General features: G+C 64.7%; 12 protein-coding genes. 10 read left to right on the top strand and 2 right to left on the bottom strand.

Going from position 1 to position 17,625, the window contains the following annotated elements; translation table 11 throughout:
- The first annotated feature begins 46 nt into the window (after nt 1-46).
- The 10 genes from J5J83_RS05080 to J5J83_RS05035 all read left to right on the top strand — a co-directional run bounded on the left by J5J83_RS05080 (nt 47) and on the right by J5J83_RS05035 (nt 12,662).
- Entirely contained in the window at nt 47-1,405 is a 1,359-nt protein-coding gene (locus tag J5J83_RS05080; RefSeq protein WP_212346198.1) for an adenylosuccinate lyase family protein, read from the top strand.
- Nucleotides 1,405-1,581, top strand: a complete 177-nt coding sequence (locus tag J5J83_RS05075) for a hypothetical protein (RefSeq protein WP_212346195.1) — start codon at nt 1,405-1,407, stop codon at nt 1,579-1,581. Before J5J83_RS05080 ends, J5J83_RS05075 begins: the two co-directional genes overlap by 1 nt.
- A 23-nt stretch (nt 1,582-1,604) precedes the next feature.
- On the top strand, nt 1,605-2,537 hold the full coding sequence (locus J5J83_RS05070; RefSeq protein WP_212346192.1) for a LysR family transcriptional regulator: 933 nt from the start codon (nt 1,605-1,607) through the stop codon (nt 2,535-2,537).
- A gap of 110 nt (nt 2,538-2,647) precedes the next feature.
- A complete protein-coding gene (gene tcuA / locus J5J83_RS05065; RefSeq protein WP_212346189.1) occupies nt 2,648-4,075 on the top strand; it encodes an FAD-dependent tricarballylate dehydrogenase TcuA in 1,428 nt (475 codons plus the stop codon).
- The gene (gene tcuB / locus J5J83_RS05060) at nt 4,062-5,231 is read left to right on the top strand and encodes a tricarballylate utilization 4Fe-4S protein TcuB (protein ID WP_212346186.1); all 1,170 of its coding nucleotides are present in this window, start codon (nt 4,062-4,064) and stop codon (nt 5,229-5,231) included. Before tcuA ends, tcuB begins: the two co-directional genes overlap by 14 nt.
- Nucleotides 5,228-6,547 carry an MFS transporter gene (locus J5J83_RS05055; protein WP_212346183.1) on the top strand — a complete coding sequence of 440 codons (1,320 nt, stop codon included), beginning with the start codon at nt 5,228-5,230 and terminating at the stop codon, nt 6,545-6,547. Before tcuB ends, J5J83_RS05055 begins: the two co-directional genes overlap by 4 nt.
- The gene (locus J5J83_RS05050) at nt 6,544-7,500 is read left to right on the top strand and encodes a D-2-hydroxyacid dehydrogenase family protein (protein WP_212346180.1); all 957 of its coding nucleotides are present in this window, start codon (nt 6,544-6,546) and stop codon (nt 7,498-7,500) included. The genes J5J83_RS05055 and J5J83_RS05050 overlap by 4 nt, the downstream gene beginning before the upstream one ends.
- A 137-nt stretch (nt 7,501-7,637) precedes the next feature.
- Nucleotides 7,638-8,741: a 4-oxalomesaconate tautomerase gene (locus J5J83_RS05045; protein ID WP_212346177.1), complete on the top strand. Its 1,104-nt coding sequence runs from the start codon at nt 7,638-7,640 to the stop codon at nt 8,739-8,741.
- 276 nt (nt 8,742-9,017) lie between these two features.
- The gene (locus J5J83_RS05040) at nt 9,018-10,331 is read left to right on the top strand and encodes an OprD family outer membrane porin (RefSeq protein ID WP_212346174.1); all 1,314 of its coding nucleotides are present in this window, start codon (nt 9,018-9,020) and stop codon (nt 10,329-10,331) included.
- Nucleotides 10,332-10,529: 198 nt separating this feature from the next.
- A complete protein-coding gene (locus J5J83_RS05035) occupies nt 10,530-12,662 on the top strand; it encodes a transglutaminase family protein (protein ID WP_212346172.1) in 2,133 nt (710 codons plus the stop codon).
- On the opposite strand, the gene gshA is transcribed toward J5J83_RS05035, so the two are convergent.
- The gene (gene gshA / locus J5J83_RS05030; protein WP_212346169.1) at nt 12,659-14,251 is read right to left on the bottom strand and encodes a glutamate--cysteine ligase; all 1,593 of its coding nucleotides are present in this window, start codon (nt 14,249-14,251) and stop codon (nt 12,659-12,661) included. The two genes, J5J83_RS05035 and gshA, sit on opposite strands and share 4 nt — an antisense overlap.
- A 251-nt stretch (nt 14,252-14,502) precedes the next feature.
- A complete protein-coding gene (locus tag J5J83_RS05025; RefSeq protein WP_212346167.1) occupies nt 14,503-17,613 on the bottom strand; it encodes a DUF6519 domain-containing protein in 3,111 nt (1,036 codons plus the stop codon).
- Nucleotides 17,614-17,625: the final 12 nt, after the last annotated feature.

The raw sequence follows: 17,625 nt of genomic DNA, 5'->3' as shown, positions 1-17,625 counted from the left end.
CCAACACATTTCCATATACAGACACAGAATTTGAGGAGCATCCATCATGGGCGCCAGCATCATCGACTCGCAGATCTTCGGCAACATCTTCAGCACCGACGCCATGCGCGAGGTGTGGTCGGACCGCAACCGGACCGAGAAATACCTCGACATCGAGCGCGCACTCGCGGTCGTGCAGGGCCGTCTCGGCATCATCCCGCAGGAGGCCGCCGACGAAATCGTCCGCAACTGCGACATCGACAAGATCGACATGGACAAGCTGCGCGAGCAGACCGAGCGCATCGGCTATCCGGTGCTGGGCGTCGTCTCCCAGCTCAACGCGCTGTGCCGCGACAAGCTCGGTGAGTTCTGCCATTGGGGCGCGACCACCCAGGACATCACCGATACCGCCACCGTGATGCAGATCCGCGAAGGTCTGGAGATCATCGACGGTGAGCTCAAGGGCATTTCCGACGCGCTGGTGTCGCTGTCCAGCCGCTACCGTGACACCCCCGTGATCGGACGCAGCAACCTGCAGCAGGCGATTCCGGTGACCTTCGGCTTCAAGACCGCAGCCATCCTCGCGGGCATCGAGCGTCACCGCGAGCGTCTGGCCCAGTTGCGTCCGCGCGTGCTGATGGGCGAATTTGGCGGCGCCTGCGGCACGCTGGCCTCGATCGAAACCGGGGCCATGGAAACCCAGGCGGGCCTGATGGCCGAACTGGGCCTGGCGCAGCCTGACATTGCCTGGCACACCGTGCGCGACACGATTGCGGAAGTCGGCGCCTTTCTCGGTCTGGTCGGCGGCTCGCTGGGCAAGATCGCGATGGACGTGAAGCTGATGATGCAGCACGAAGTCGCCGAAGTGTATGAGCCGTTCGCACCGGGGCGCGGTTCGAGCAGCACCATGCCGCAGAAGCGTAACCCGATCTCCAGCTGCTATATCCACGCGTCGGTGTCGGTGGTGCGTCAGCACGCGGCTGCACTGATGGACGCGATGATCGCCGACCACGAACGTTCGACCGGTCCGTGGGAGATCGAATGGATCGCCTTGCCCGAAGCCTTCTGCCTGCTCGCCGGAGCGCTCAAGCAGACACGTTTCGTGCTCGAAGGGCTGGAAGTGGACGAGGGCAACATGCGCGCCAACATCGACCTGACCAACGGCCTGGTGATGTCCGAAGCGGTGATGATGGGCCTCGGCCCCTACATCGGTCGCGAATATGCGCACGACCTGGTGTATGACCTGTGTCGCGAAGCGATCCGGACCAACCGTCCGCTGCTCGACATCCTGGCCGATCACCCTGAGATCAACGTTCATCTCGACCGCGCGGCGCTGGCAAAGCTGTGCGATCCGGCGAACTACCTGGGTCAGGCGGGCGTGATGGTGGACAAGGTGCTTGCCCGCGCGGCAGGCCGGCCGTCCTGATGGAGGCCGGCTTCTCTCTCGTCGAGCGCCTCGCCCGCTGGCAGCTGGATTGTCCAACCCTGGTCGATCCGGGGCTTGGCGCGCGGGCCGATTCCATCCGCGATGAGGTGCCGGCCCGGTCCGGCGAGGCGCCCGGCGACGAGCTGGCGCAGGTGGCGATTCTCAGCGAGAACTGAGTACACACATGGAGTCTTGAGCGATGGAACTCAGGCAGTTGCGCTATTTGTTGCGCACGGTCGAGCTCGGCAGTATCAGTCAGGCCGCGCTCGATCTCGGCGTTGCCCAGTCTGCCATCAGTCTGCAGATCCAGAAGCTGGAGAGCGAGCTGAGCACCCGCCTGCTGCAGCGAACGAGCTGGGGGGTCGAACCGACCGAGGCCGGGCTGGCCTTCGTCGCCCATGCGCAACTCAGTCTGCGCCATGCCGAAGAGGCGGCGCACGCCGCGCAGGCCTCGCGCCTGTCGGGCGTGGTCAGCGTGGGGCTGGCGCCAACGAGTGCAGGCGTTCTAGGCTTTGCGTTGATCGAGGCGATGCGGGCACAGTACCCGGAGATCCGCATCCGTCTGGTCGAGGCGATGTCCGGCCATCTCGGCCAGATGCTCAATGCGCGGGAGCTCGACATGGCCGTGTTGTTCGACGGCGAGCGTGGCCGACGCTGGAGCGTGCGGCCATTGTTGAACGAGCGCCTGTTGCTGATTCGCAGTGCAACCGCCGAGTCGCCGCTGCCATCCCGTCTCGCCGATCTGAAGGACATGCCGCTGGTGCTACCGACCCATCGCCATGGTCTGAGGCGGGTGATCGACAGTGCGTTCAGTGCGTGTCAGGTGTCACCGAATATCGTCGCCGAGGTGGATTCGCTGTACGTCCTGATGGACATGGTGCGCCATGACATCGGTGCCACCATGCAGCCTTGGGCGGCACTCGCCCGCCAGCCCGAGGCCGACACCCGCCTGCGCTGGGTGGAGCTGGGTGATGCCGGTCTGTCACGGCCGAATCTGCTGTGCAGCCTGTCCGAAGATGAAATGTCGCCTGCTGTGCTCGCAACGCGTGCCCTGCTCGTGAAGCGGGTGCGTCAGCTGGTCGAGAACGGCGACTGGCGTGGGGTGGATCTCGCCCATCTCGATTCGAGATAGCCGAATCTCGGACCGGCTTTGGGTTGGCGCCCGTGTCCGCGAGATAGTTCGATCACCGCAGGCGCCGGACCCGAATCAGCGTGGCGCCCAGGGACACAGGAGTGCTTGAAATGACTGAATTGAATTCGAACAGCGTGGATGTGCTGGTGATCGGTGGCGGCAATGCCGCGCTGTGTGCCGCGCTGGTTGCCCGTGAAGCGGGGGCCTCGGTGCTGCTGCTGGAAGCGGCACCGCGCGAATGGCGTGGGGGCAACTCGGCCCATACCCGCAATCTGCGCTGCATGCATGACGCGCCCCAGGACGTGCTGACCGGGGCCTATCCGGAACAGGAGTTCTGGGAGGACCTGCTCAAGGTCACCGGCGGCATCACCGACGAGAAGCTGGCGCGCCTGGCGATCCGCGAGTCGTCGCGCTGTCGCGACTGGATGCGCAAGCACGGTGTGAATTTCCAGCCCTCGCTGTCGGGTACGCTGCATCTGTCGCGCACCAACGCCTTCTTCATGGGCGGCGGCAAGGCGCTGGTGAATGCCTACTACCGCAGCGCCGAGGCGTTGGGCGTGCAGGTCCGGTACAACGCACCCGTCGAACGGCTCGAGCTCGAGAACGGCGAATTCCGTGCGGCCTGGGTCGGCACCGAGCGCATCGCCGCCCGTGCCTGCGTGATGGCCGCGGGCGGTTTCGAGTCGAACCGCGAATGGCTGCGCGAGGCCTGGGGGCAGAATGCCGACGGCGAGTGGCCGGCGGACAACTTTGCCATCCGCGGTACCCGCTTCAACCGTGGTGTGCTGCTCAAGTTCATGATTGATGCAGGCGCCGACAGCATAGGCGATCCGTCGCAGTCGCACTGCGTGGCCATCGATGCACGCGCACCGCAATACGACGGCGGGATCTGCACCCGCATCGACTGCGTGTCGCTGGGCATCGTGGTCAATCGCAACGCCGAGCGCTTCTACGACGAGGGTGAGGACTTCTGGCCCAAACGCTACGCGATCTGGGGGCGCCTGGTGGCGCAGCAGCCGGGGCAGATCGGGTTTTCGGTGATCGACGCCAAGGCCAACGGGCGCTTCATGCCGCCGGTATTTCCGGGCGAGACCGCCAACACGCTCGAGGAGTTGGCGCGCAAGCTCGGTCTCGACGAGGCGACCTTCGTGCGGACCGTGCGCGAGTACAACGCCGCCTGCCGCATCGGCCGCTTCGATCACACCGTGCTCGACGACTGCCACACCGAGGGCCTCGCACCGGCAAAGACGCACTGGGCCTTGCCCATCGACAAGCCGCCGTTCCGTGGCTACGCGCTCAGACCCGGCATCACCTTCACCTACCTCGGACTGAAGGTGAATGAGGCGGCGGCCGTGCATTTTTCCGGCGTGCCCAGCGCCAACCTGTTCGTCGCGGGCGAGATGATGGCCGGCAACGTGCTGGGGAAGGGCTATACCGCCGGTGTCGGAATGACCATCGGAACCGCGTTCGGCCGCATTGCCGGCGCCCATGCTGCAGCGGCGGCACTGAAGAAGGGAGTGGAACATGCAGCGGCTTGAAGCACTGGCGCAAGAGGCAAGCGAACTGGCCATGGGGCGGGTGATCCCGATCGCCAGTGCGGCCGAGGAGGAAGTCGGGCGCATCATGCAGATCTGCAATGCGTGCCGCTATTGCGAAGGATTTTGCGCGGTGTTTCCGGCCATGACCCGTCGCCTGACGTTCGAGCCGGCCGATGTGCATTACCTCGCCAACCTGTGCCATAACTGTGGTGCCTGTCTGCACGCCTGCCAATACGCACCGCCGCACGAGTTTGCGGTGAACGTGCCACAGGCGATGGCGAAGGTGAGGGCGACGACCTACTCCGATTACGCCTGGCCGGCCGGTTTCGGCAAGCTGTACCGAAACAACGGGGTTACCGTAGCGATGGCGTTGGCGGGTGGTCTGGCACTGTTCCTGGTGCTGGCCATGGTGCTCAAGGGCGGTCTCTTTCATGCGCCGCTGGCGGGTGATTTCTACGCCATTTTTCCGCACAACCTGTTGGCGGGCATGTTCGTACCGGTGTTCCTGTTCGCAGTGCTGGCGCTCGGTATCGGGGTAGCGCGTTTCTGGCGCGAGGTCGCACCCGGCAGTGCGAGCGGTGCCGCGATCGCGGAAACCACGCAGGACGTGCTGCGGCTGAAGTACCTGGATGGCGGACACGGGCTGGGATGCAACAACGAGGACGACGCCTTCACCTTGTGGCGACGTCGATTCCACCATTTCACTTTCTACGGCTTCATGCTGTGCTTCGCAGCGACCAGCCTGGCCACCGCGTACCACTATTTCTTCGGCTGGGAGGCGCCCTACGATTACACCAGCTTGCCGGTACTGCTCGGCACAGTGGGTGGGATCGGCCTGCTGATCGGACCTGCAGGGCTGCTGTGGCTCAACCTGAAGCGTCATCCCGAGCATGGCGACGCGGCACAGAAACCGATGGATCGGGCTTTCATCGTGCTGCTTTTCATGGTCAGCCTGACCGGACTGGCGCTCCTTGCCGGGCGTGAGACGGGGGCGATGGGCCTGCTGCTGGCGGTGCATCTGGGCGTGGTGATGGCCTTCTTCCTGACCATGCCCTATGGCAAGTTCGGTCATGGCTTCTACCGCAGCGCCGCCCTGTTGAAGTGGGCCATCGAGAAGCGTCAGCCGAATCCGGTTGGCGTGGGTAGCGAGTCATGACCGCGCGCCGGGACGATCCGCTGCCTGCGCGAACGGATTCGCCCCGCAGATCGTCCTGGCGCGCGCTACAAAGCCGCTCATATCGTCGCTACTTTCTCGGGCAGTCCCTATCGCTGCTGGGTACCTGGATTCAGCAGGTTGCGCTGGGCTGGCTGGTGTATCGGCTCACGGGCTCTACCGCATTGCTCGGCGGGGTCGCCTTCCTGAGTCAGGCGCCGCAACTCGTGCTGGCGCCGTTTGCGGGCATCATCATCGACCGCGCCGACCGCAAACGGCTGATGATCGTCATACAGAGCCTGATGCTCGTGCAGGCGGTGGCGTTGGCTGCAATGACCTATCTCGACCTGATTCGGCCCTGGGTGATCCTGATCGCTGCGGCCGTGCTCGGAGTGCTCAACAGCTTCGATGCGCCCCTGCGCCACGCGCTGGCAGGGCAACTGGTAGCGAAGCGGGAGGACATCCCGAATGCGATTGCGCTCAACGCGCTGACCTTCAACGTTGCCCGCTTCATCGGGCCTCCGCTCGCGGGCATGCTGCTGGGGCTCAGCTCGGAGGCCTTCTGCTTCGCCGTAAACGGTCTGTCCTTCGTTGGCGTGATCCTTGCCTTAGTGAGCATCGACAGTCCCTTCGAGCGTCCGCGCCCGATGCCGTTTGGCTCCGCACTGCGCGAGGGCTTCGACTATGTGCGCAACAGCATTCCGGTGGGCGGTCTGTTGCTGCAGGTGGCCTTGCTCAATTTCTTTGCCGCCAGCTATCTGCCGATGATGCCGGCGTTCGCACGCGACGTATTTCATGGCGGGCCGGACATGCTCGGCGCGCTACTGGGCAGTGCGGGCGCGGGCGCACTGTGCGCCTCGCTGTATCTGGTGACCCGGCAGTCGGTGCGGGGTCTGACGGGGACCATCGCGAGTGCAAATCTGCTCGCCGCGTGCGCGTTGACCGGTTTCGCGCTCACCGATGCGGTTTGGCTCGCGTGCATGCTGCTGTTTCTGCTCGGTTTCGGCATGATTGCCGGGAACGCGTCGACCAACACGATTCTGCAGACGATTCTGCCCACGGGTTTGCGCGGACGGGTGCTGGCGCTCTACACCGCAGCCAATCTCGGTGCGGCGGCTGCGGGCGGGTTGGTTGCTGGCTGGGTCGCCGAGCGCGCCGGGCCGGAGATGACGCTGCTTGCAGCAGGCGTTTTGCTGCTGCTGGTGGCATTGCGTTTCCGCTTCGGGCTGGAGCGCCTGCGGGTTCATCTGCGTCCCCTGTATGCCGAGCTCGGCATCACACACATCACGCCAAACGGGCAAAGGAAGGCTGCAACATGACGACAGTCACTGTGCTGGACGACTACCAGGGCATTGTCGCAAAACTCGATGCCGCGCGAATTCTCGATGGTGTCTGCGCCGAGCTCAATGTGCTCACGGCGCACATCGACGACGAGGCCGAGCTCATCGAGGCATTGCGCGGCACGCGCTGCCTGGTGCTGATTCGTGAACGGAGTTCGATCACCGCGGCGGTGATCGAGGCCTTGCCCGAGCTCAAGCTCATCGTTCAGACCGGCAGGCTGTCCGGCTGCATCGATCTCGAAGCCTGCAAACGGCATGGCATCGAAGTGCGGGATGGCACCGGCAACCCGATCGCACCGGCCGAGCTCACCTGGTCGCTCATTCTGGCCGCGTCGCGCCGGGTCGTGCCATACGCCAGCCTGCTTGCGGCGGGCGTATGGCAGCGTAGCGAAGACCGGATCGAGAATGAGCGCCTCGGACGTTCGCTGCATGGGCGAACGCTCGGTGTGTGGGCGCACGGCAAGATCGGCGCGCGGGTCGCATCCTTCGGCAAGGCCTTCGGCATGAAAGTGGTGGTGCATGGACGCGAGGGTTCGCGGGCCTCGGCGGAGCAGGCCGGTCACACCTTCATCGCGGATCGCCGTGCGTTCTTCGCCTGCGCCGATGTGGTGAGCCTGCATCTTCGACTCAATGCCGACACCCGCCACGTCGTCACCGTCGAAGACCTGACGGCAATGCCGCAGGACAGCCTGCTGGTCAACACCAGCCGCGCCGAACTGATCGCGCCGGGCGCCTTGCTCGCCGCGCTCGCCAGCGGACGTCCGGCCCAGGCGGCGCTCGACGTATTCGAGGACGAACCCGCGGGCGCAAGGGCGTATGCCGGCCATCCGCAGGTCCTGGCCACGCCGCATCTGGGCTTCGTTGAGCGCGACACCTACGAGTCCTATTTCGGTGAGGCTTTCGCCCACGTAAGGCAATTCCTGCTGGATTGAGGTCCCAGGCCTGTTTTTCGATATCGGCTTCTGTGATGCGAAAATGGCAATAATCCTTCTGTTTGTTTCATTTCATGTGTAAGTCGTTCGGCCGGAAAATGGCGCATTGCCGATCTTCGTGGCGGAACGAGAACAACATGCTGAAGACGATTTGCTGCACCCTGATGCGCGGCGGGACCTCGAAGGGCCCGTACTTTCAAGCCCGTGATCTGCCCGCCGATCCCGGCGAGCGCGACCGTGTCCTGCTTGCGGCGATGGGCTCGCCCCATATCCGCCAGGTGGATGGAATTGGCGGCGGCGATACGCTGACGAGCAAGGTCGTCGTCGTGAGTCCGTCTTCGCGTGAAGGGATCGACATCGAATATCTGTTTGCGCAGGTCTCGATCGATCAATCGACCGTGGACACCATGCCCAACTGCGGCAACATGCTCGCCGGAGTCGGGCCCTACGCCATCGAGAACGGTCTGGTGAAGGCCAGCGATCCGGTGACCACGCTGCGCATTCTCAACCGCAACACCGGCAAGGTCGTCGAAGCCATCGTGCAGACGCCGGGTGGCAAGGTGACTTACGAAGGCGATACCCGCATCGACGGTGTGCCCGGCGGCGGTGCGCCTATCGTGCTCAACTTTCTCGACGCTGCGGGCGCCAAGACCGGCAAGCTCTTTCCTACCGGAAGCCGGGTCGATGTCGTCGACGGGATCGAGGTCACCTGCATCGACTTTGCATCCCCGCTGGTGTTCGTGGCTGCCGAATCGCTCGGCCGCACCGGCCATGAGTCGAAACAGGTGCTCGACGGCGATATCGATCTGAAAGCCCGATTGGAGAAGATCCGGCTTGAAATCGGCCGCCGCGCCGGTCTGGGCGACGTCAGCGCGTCGGTGCTGCCCAAGATCGCCCTTGTCGCCACGCCCGAACGCGATGGCAGCATCGCGTCGCGGTATTTCACGCCATGGACCTGCCATTCGGCCTTCGCCGTGACCGGGGCGTTGTGTCTTGCGGCCGCCTCAAGCATCGAGGGCACGGTGCCCGCACGCTATGCGAGACGCAGTGAAGCCGACCCGAACCTCATTACCATCGAACATCCGGCAGGCGCGCTCAGCATTCGCATGCAGCCAGCAGCTGACGCCACGGCGGAGAACCCCGCGTTCGCGGTCGCCGGACTGGTGCGTACTGCGCGGCCCCTGTTCATTGGCCATGTGCACGTACCGGTGGCCGCAAGCGAGGCCCCCTCCCAGGTCTGAGCCACGCATCGGCCGTGAACGGCAGTGGGCGCCACACCTCGCTCGGCGACCGGGTCGGGCAGGGTAGCACTTGGGCAACGATCAGTGCGGGACCATGCCCGATCACATGCCGTGCACGCGAATGCTGTCTGATGCGAAATACGCATTAATGACTGCATCCATTGCATTTCCAAGCATTAAAGCAGTTGTCCATACTTTGCCTTGTTGCGACGACGACGGGTGCTTGTTCTTGTCCGCAGCGCTGCGATAGCAGCCCCAAATAACCAAGGAGACAACATGAAACAGAAGAGGATTTCAACACTGTTGGTGCAGGTGCTGCTCGGGAGTGCGATGATCTCCGGCGTCGCAACTGCGGCAGAGCTGGAAGGCCATTCGCTCGAAATGAAGGTTCGAGGCATCTATTTCGACCGAGACTACGAGAATGGTCTGAATGATCGCAGCCAGTCGGGCCTGGGTCTGCAACTGAACTATGAATCGCCGTATTTCGCTGACATGGTCGGTTTCGGGCTCTCCGGTTACAGCGTGACCCGTCTGGGCTCGAGTGGCCGCGTTACCGCCGATGTGCTCTCGGTCGACCACGGCGGCGACATCCAGGACTCGTTTGGCAAGGTCGGTCAGGCCTTCGTCAAGTTCAAATATCAGGACCTGCTGAATGCAAAGTATGGTCGTCAGCTGCACAAGAGCATGTTGCTGTCGAGCTCGGGCAGTCGTGCGATTCCCAACACCTTCTCGGGTGGAACGGGTGAGATTCATCCGCTCAAGGGACTGACTGTCTACGGTGCGATGTATGACGAATGGTCGCCGCGAGCAGACGCCCACTTCTATAAGTTCAGGACTGACAAGTCTGCCGAGGGTGACATCGATTACATCGGCATCATCGGTGCCAGCTATAAGACGGGCCCCTTCAGCCTCGATTTCGAATACCTCAATGCGAAGAATTTCCTGAGCAAGACGGGTCTGGTGGCCGCTTACACCTTCGCCCTGCCGGAAAAGTCCTCGCTCAAGCTGAGCGGTGGCATCCACACGTCCAGGGATGACGGCAAGCTCTTCATCACTGCTTCCGAAAGCGCGGAGCTCGATGATGAGGACGTACCCGGTTCGGCGAACAAGCGCAGCGACAACGACGGGCTGGGTGTCTATGTCGCCGCCGACTGGAAGCTGGGCAACTTCGCACTGGGGGCTGCGGTGTCGAAGTTCGACGGGGCCTGGATCGAGGACAATTTCGCCGGCGACCACGGTACCAATCCCTTCCCCACCGGGGGCGTGCTCGCCGATTTCTCGAACCGTGACGAACTGGTGTGGATGACCTCCGTTGGTTATGACTGGAAGGACTTCGTCAAGGGGCTGAAGACTTCGGTCAGCTACAAGAAGGGTACGGGCGCGCGGAACAGCCATGTGGCCGCACTGGGTAAAGCCGACGAGAGCGAGTTTGCGCTCGATGTGAGATACCAGATTCCCCTGGTCAAGGGACTCGGTGTCCGCTACACGTATCTGGACTACCGCTCGGACAAGGTCGGTCGCCTCGACGGTGTGAAGGAAGACGAGACCGACCACCGCCTCTACATCGACTACACCTACCGCTTCTTCTGATCGAACCGGCTGGTCGCCCTGGCACCGTGTCTACCGTCCGGCAGCGCGGTGCCTTTTTCGTAGATGCGGCGTTTGCCCGCGTCATGGCGGGTTCTGCGGGCGAGGCTGTGGACGTATCATTGAGTGCGAACGCGCGCGGCCGAAATGGTACGCCCGTCGTGCGCCTCATCCATGCGCAAGTGCCCGGGACAGACCTTCATGACGCCGCCAACCACCGATGCCGCCACCGATCCCCTTGTGGATGAGCTGATCGATCTGGATGGGCGTATTGCCGCGTTGGGGGCAGAGATCTGGATTGGTGCCGAGCCGACCTTTACCGACCGCCGCTCGGAAGCTGCGGAATGGCTCTACCAAGCGCTCGGTGGCGAGAAGGAAGTTCGTGCGGCACGGTTGCTGCGGGATTTTTCGGTCCAGTTCCCGGGCGGTGCGCTGTTGCGGACCATCGGTCGACAGTATCCGGGCGAACCCGGGGCGCGCTGGTCATTCGGCGTGCTCGCCCGACGTGATGGCACGCCGCTGTGGCGGGGGCCACCGGACCCCTTGCTCGCGTCCGGGCCGTGTGCGGCGAACGAACTCGAACGACTGCAGCAGTGCCTGCTCGACAGCTGCGGTCGGCGCGCCTGGTCGGCAGTGGCGTATCAGGGGGCGGGCGACCGCCGCGTGCTTCTGCGCCCGACGGGCGAGCCGATCGTCATCGATGGTCTGCCTGGCGCCGAACTCGATCGCCCCTCGCTGCACGCGGTGCCGATTCCGGCCGACGGCCTGCGCGACGTGCTCGCCGAAAGCGGTCATCTTCTGCTGCTGCTCGACACGCTGGCGTACGAGGAGGGTGGGTGGCCGGTGCTCGAGTTGCCGGCGGTGGCCGATGTCGCGGGTCATGCTGCCTTGCTTGAGATGGTGGCCGAGGCGGGGTGGGCCGCAGGATTGAACGGCCTGGTGTTGCGCGGTCATCCTCCCCCGGTGGATGGCGAGTTGCACTGGACCAGCCTGACGCCGGATCCGGCGGTGATAGAGGCCAACCTGGCACCGGCAACCGACCTCGCATCCTTCCATCGTGTCAACGCGGGGCTGTTTGCGGCCGCACGGGGCTTGGGGCTTTATCCATTTCGGCTGCATTACAACGGCGGTGAGGCCGATTCGGGGGGCGGCGGGCAGCTTACACTGGGTGGGCCGAGCGCGCAGCGCAGTCCGTTTTTCGTCGAACCGCATCTGCTCACGCGCCTGATCCGCTATCTCAACCGCCATCCGGCCTTGTCCTACTGGTGGGCACCGGATTCGATCGGCAGCGGCAGCCAGGCCCCGCGCGCGGACGAGGGGCCGCAGGAGCGCAGGGTCGAGCTGGCACTGGCGCTGGCGCAGCTCGAACGCATCCCGTCGCCCGAGCCTGGCCTGATCTGGTCGAGTCTCGCCCCCTTCCTGGCGGATTCGGCCGGCAACAGTCATCGCAGCGAAATCAATATCGAGAAGCTGTGGAACCCCTATCTGGGCGCGCGCGGCATGGCCGGTCTGGTCGAGTTCCGTGCCCTGCGCATGGCGCCGGACGCCGCGACGCTGGCGGCGGAGGCGGCCTTGCTGCGCGCACTGGTCGCGCGCCTGATGATGCATTCGTACGACGAGCCCATGATCGACTGGGGAACACTGCTGCACAACCGTTTTGCGCTGCCCTGGTATCTGGAGCAGGATCTGCGGACGGTGCTCGACGACCTCGACCGCCATGGCCTGGGCCTGGGGCCGTCAACGGCGGCCCGTTTGCTGGACGATGCGCGACGCGAACTGGGGCAGCTCGATTGGGCGGGGCTCAATGTCCGGGTTCTGGGCGCACTCGAATTCTGGCCGCTGATCGGCGACGTGACCGCGCAGCAGCCCGCCGATTCGCGCCTGGTCGATGCCAGCACGCAGCGCATCGAATTGCGGGTGACCGCAGCCGACACGGACTGCCTCGACGGGCTGTCGCTGCGGGTCGACGGGCATGCGGTGCCGTTGCGCACCGAGCTCGGCGGCGAAAGACCGACCTGCCTTGCAGGTATTCGCTACCGCAGTTTCGTCCCCTTGCACGGGCTGCACCCGGCCCTGCCGGCGCAGGACAGGGTGGAACTGGTGCTGACGCATCCACGCACGGATCACGCGCTTCGCCTCACCCTGTTCGACTGGCATCCGCAAGGAGAGCCCTACGACGGACTGCCTGCCAGTCGCGCGGAGGCCCGGCGCCGGCGGGCTGAGCGGCTGGTGTCCGAAGTCATCGAGCAATGCACCTTGCCCCCGCCCACCCAGGCACCCGATTCGGCGTATTCGGATTACTGCTTCGATTTGCGCTGGGTCGGCCGTGCTTAGCAGGACTTGCGCTCGTCTGGCTCGATGGCGGCCATGTAGTCGGCAACATAGTCCTCGAACGGACCGGTTTGCTCGCGCTCGATCTCGAGCTGACGTGCAATCGAGTCACGCGCCCTCTGTTCGAATGCCTGCGTCGCGTCCTTGTCCAGCGGTCGGTCCCTGAACGCTTGTGCGTGCAGCTTGGACTGTCGCATGGAGAACTCGAAGAAACTGAGTTTTTCCCTGCTCATCGTGCGCAGCACCCGGGCGGAGGGTGTCAGTTCCGGGTTCAGCAGCTTGGCGCGTTGGGCATCAAGCGCTTCGCGGTGGAAGGTGTTGCCGTGGGCGGCGTCGAGCTGTTCCGCGCAGGTCGCGATGGTGTCGATCAGTTCGAGCCCCCATGCGACCAGTTCGCGTGCCTGCCCATGCTGTTGCAGCAGCAGTCCGGGACGCCGTCCTTCCTTGACCGCATGCGCAAAATTGGCCGTGCATTCGCGGCACTCCTCGCCCGGCATCAGCGGGCTGTCCTCGAGTGCGCAATAGAGCAGGAAGGCATCGAGGAATCGCGCGGTGGTGACGTCGATGCCGAGGGGCAGGAAGGGGTCGATGTCCAGGCAGCGCACTTCCACGTACTGCACGCCGCGCGATCCCAACGCCTGGATGGGGCGCTCGCCGGGGCAGGCGATGCGCTTGGGGCGAATCGTCGAGTAGTACTCGTTTTCGATCTGCAGCACATTGGTGTTGAGCTGAATCCATTCGCCGTCGTGCCGGGTCCCGATCGCCACGTATGGAGGGTAGGGCGTCGATACCGCCGAGCGCAGGCTGCCGAGATAGCTTTCCAGGCTGTCATAGCAGGGTTGAATGCCGGCCTGGGCATTGTTCTGGTAGCCCAGGTCACTCATGCGCAGGCTGGTCGCCCACGGCAGGTAAAGCGTCTTGTCGCTGTAGTGCTCGAGATCGTGCAGGCGGTTCTGCAGAAAGCTCTTTCCCACTGCCGGCGAGGCACCGAACAGGTACATCAGGAGCCAGCTGTAGCGGCGGAAGTTGCGGATCAGCGCGATATAGCGCTCGGACTGGAAGGTCCGTGCCGGGCGGGTGTCGCCTTCCGCGCGCTGTAGCACCCCCCACATCGCCTCGGGCAGGCTGAAGTTGTAGTGGATGCCCGCGATGCACTGCATGGCCTTGCCATAGCGGACCGCGAGCCCCTTGCGATACACATGCTTGATCTGTCCGGTATGGCTGCTGCCGTACTCGGCGATCGGAATCTGTGCCTCGCCCGGCAGAATGCAGGGCATCGATTGGCTCCACAGGATCTCATCGCCGAGGCGGTTGTACGCGAAACGATGAATGGCATCGAGCTCGTCGAGCGTGTGCAGGGGATCCTCTTCGGCTGCGGTGATGAATTCCAGCAGCGCCTCGGAATAGTCCGTGGTGATCTGCGGGTGGGTGAGGGCCGAGCCCAATGCTTCCGGGTGCGGCGTCAGCGCCAGGTTGCCGCTGGGGGCGACGCGCAGGCTCTCCTTCTCCAGCCCGTGCCGGCAATGGCGCAGCAGATCGAGATGTTCGGGCTTGTCGAGCAAGGCCAGGCGGCGCGCGAGTAGATCGTTCAAAAGTCGAATTCCTGTTCTTGTAGTCAGGCCACAATGGGGGCGATGAGACGCCGAAACAAGGGCCGGACCAATCAAGGGTGCCGGATCGGACAGACCCGCGCCGGCACCCGGCGATGTACGTGATGTCAGCGCCCGCTAGCCTGCATGCGGCGTTGGCGATCCTTTGCTGCAAAAGTGAATGCCGCACTCTACCGTCGAAAACGGATTCGCGAAACTGCGACGCAAAGTAGGGGAATAATGCCGCTGGCGACCTACACCGGGGTGACCGTGAGGTCGCCATTGCCGAAGCTCTCCGGGGCGACGCCGAGCGCGAACAGCCTGCTCTTGGTACGGGAAAAGTTGCCGATCAGTTTCGCCTGGCTGCCGACGAGCAGGCCGATGTCGCCTTCCGGCTCGAGGCTGTTGCCTTCGAGCGCGCACAGTGTGCCGGGGTAGTGGTCCAGCTCGCTCTCGATCCGGTTGTCGACGACACGCAGACAACTGCACACCGGCAGCCTGCCCTGGAAGTTCGCCAGCACGTCCTTGAACACGGACTCGCTCAAACGCAGGCCGCCAAGGCGGTTGCGGGTCAGCGTCAACTCGCCGCTGCCGTCGAGGGTGACTGCGCCCTGGTTGATCGCCGCGCTCAGGCGCGCGAGCAGGTCGCGCGTGGGAAAGGCCGCGTCGCTGCCTTCGCCGAACAGCGTGATGCGGCCCCTAATGTGGCAGTTCACGATCGTCGCGGTGACTGTGTCCTGCAGCGCCAGCGCGAAAGTCGGGCGGTCGCTCAGTAGTGCATGGCCTAGCGCCTCGAGCGCGATGGCGAGGCGGAAGGCCGATGGGCCGGTGGCGGCGAGGCGCAGCGCGTTGAGCGCGCTCGTCTGGCGCGCGCTGAAGGCGACGTTGGAATTGGGCGCCTCGCGGATCATGGTGGCGATCTGTGCGCCCATGTTCTTCTTGTCTTCGGGGCTGAGGGCGAAGAGATCCTCGGCGAACCCCGGCAAGTTGCCGTCGATGGCTGCCGTTGGGCGAAAGGCCGCCTTGATGCCCGCCAGCGCGGTGATGCGCTCGAGAACGAGGCCAAGCGTCCTGTCGTCGTTGCCGTCAGCCAGCAGGCGACTGTCGTCGATGAGCAGACGCTCGCTGCCGGTAATCCGCAACAGGCTGCTGCCGGTGCCCGAACTGCCGACCCAGTCCATCCCGCGCATGCGCAAACTGCCGCAACGCAGGAAATTCATGCTCATGGGCGCCCCACTGCGGACAACGGTGAAGTCCTGCAGCGTGAGCGCTGCGAAGGTGTCGAACTGCAGAAGCTGCTCACGCAGCACCAGCCGGCTGGCGGCACCGCAGCCATGGATCAGGATCCGGTGGCGTCTGCTGCCGGTGATGCTGAGGTCGTCGCGCAGGGTGTGCTGCCCGGGCATCAGGCACAGGCAGATGTCGAGCGCACCTTTCTCCAGCAGGGTGCGCAGGGCGACATCGAGGTTCGGAAACGCGCCGCCTTCGCCAACCGTGACGCAACAACCCCCGCCGCTGTGCGTGCGTTTGCACAGGGTATCGATGGCATCCTGCACGGTGAAGGCGTTTGCGGCGAGCAGGTCGTCGCATGCGGATGGGTCGTAGGCCACCGTACGTGCAAGTGCGAGGCTGGCCGTGAACTCGACCGGCAGGTAGCGCCCTGGGATCACCTGTCCAGCCACCAGCAGTTCGGCATGGGCGTGCTGCACCGGTTTCGACTGATCGCTGTCGAGCGACCAGTCAATCGAGGCAACACCGTCGGCGAGGGTCTTGACCACCTCGGTCTGGGTGCCGTTGGGTAACTGCCCGGTGTCTACGGTAAAGCGGATCTCGGCGTTCGCCACGGGAAACTGTCCATTGCAGACCCCGACCTGCAAGGGCGCGGGCAGGGGTGCTGGCGACGAGGTGCCGGGCGGATTGGGCATGACGCTTTGACCATCCCCGCCGACGTAGTGGAGCTGGGTCAGCTCGGTGAGGTTGGGGAACAGCGGGCGGCAATCGGCACGCAAACTCCAGGCATTGCTCTCGAAGCGCAGCAGGGCGAGTCGCGCGAATGCGCGCAGAATGCCGGCCGGGGCGAGGAAGGCCGGCTTGCCGGCCTCGCGAGGCCATTCGATGTCGGCCGTGGCCGTGCGTGCAGGGATCAGCCAGTAGTCGCCGATGCGGTAGCTGCCGGGGGCGAACTTCAGTTCGATGCCATCCTGGGCCAGCTCCTCCCAACCGGTGTTGGGGTTTGCAATCGCACTGGTCTTGAGCTCGACCACGCCGTCCCAGCGCCGAACCCGCGGATTGGCCGCAAACAGGGCTGCATCGAGCGGATGTCCGATGCGTTGCGCAAGATCCACGGTGACCACGTTGCCTTCGGTGCGAACCACCGGCACCAGCGGGCCGGGCTGGCCGAGCAGTTCGTGGGTATCGTCGATGAATTCGACCCAGCACCCGGCGCTGATGGTCAGCTCGTCGTCACGGCCGATGCTGGCGACTTCGAATTCATCCGCGATCGGGTCGTCGAGCCAGCGCACCACCCGGGTGAGCACACTGCCGTTGTCGCGCGACCACTTGTAGCGCGCCTTGCCCGTCACCGTGCCGTCGTCGTGGATCTCGATCCGGTAGAGATGGTTCTCCAGCAGGCGATAGCCTGCTTCGGGCGGAAGCTGGCACGGCGTCTTGGGTGGAATGGTGGCTTCGGCGCGGGCCGCCAGCCGACCGTCGGGTGCGGCAGTGAGCGTACTCCACGCCGGAATCGCGGACAGGCAGTCGAGCGCAGCGTCGGGGTCGCCCGCGCGCAGCAGCTTCACCTGCCAGACGGTTTGCTCGCGCGTACAGGTATCGGGGCCGCCGAGTGCGACTTCGCGCATGCTGTTGTCGCCGATGGCAAGGTCGAGCGTGCTCAGATGGCGTTGCCACACTTCGAGATAGGCAAGGTAGGTGCCGTCGGCGGGGGCAACGGCGGTGCCGGTGTTGTCGAACACGACGATGCCGTCGATATCGGTGGCGGCGATGCCCTTGGGCGGCAGCGGCAGGCGCGCGGCGGTGGCCGGCAGTACCGGTGAAGCCGTGGCAGGGAGATCCGGCTGACGCGCGACACTGGCTGCAACCGGGTTTTCGCACAGCAAGCCGTCGACGTAGAGCCGGCCCGGCGATACGGCAAGGTCCTTGCCCGCCGGGGCGATCGCAAAGCCGGCGTTGTCGATCGGCGCGGCTACCGCCCCGAGGCTGTCACGGCTGTCGATTTCCACGCGGTGGTTGAGGATGTCCTGCTGCTCGTTCCAGTCGGCGTCGAGCTGCACGCGTCCCTGCTGCATGCGCACCGTGCGGTAACGTCTTGCGGGGTCGAAGGTGGCGCGGCTGAGGTCGGCTTTCATGGTCTCTCTCCC

Source organism: Azoarcus sp. L1K30, assembly GCF_018122735.1.
Lineage (GTDB): Bacteria > Pseudomonadota > Gammaproteobacteria > Burkholderiales > Rhodocyclaceae > Parazoarcus.
Note: the sequence above shows the minus strand (reverse complement) of the source record. Positions and strands in the feature narration are given on the sequence as shown.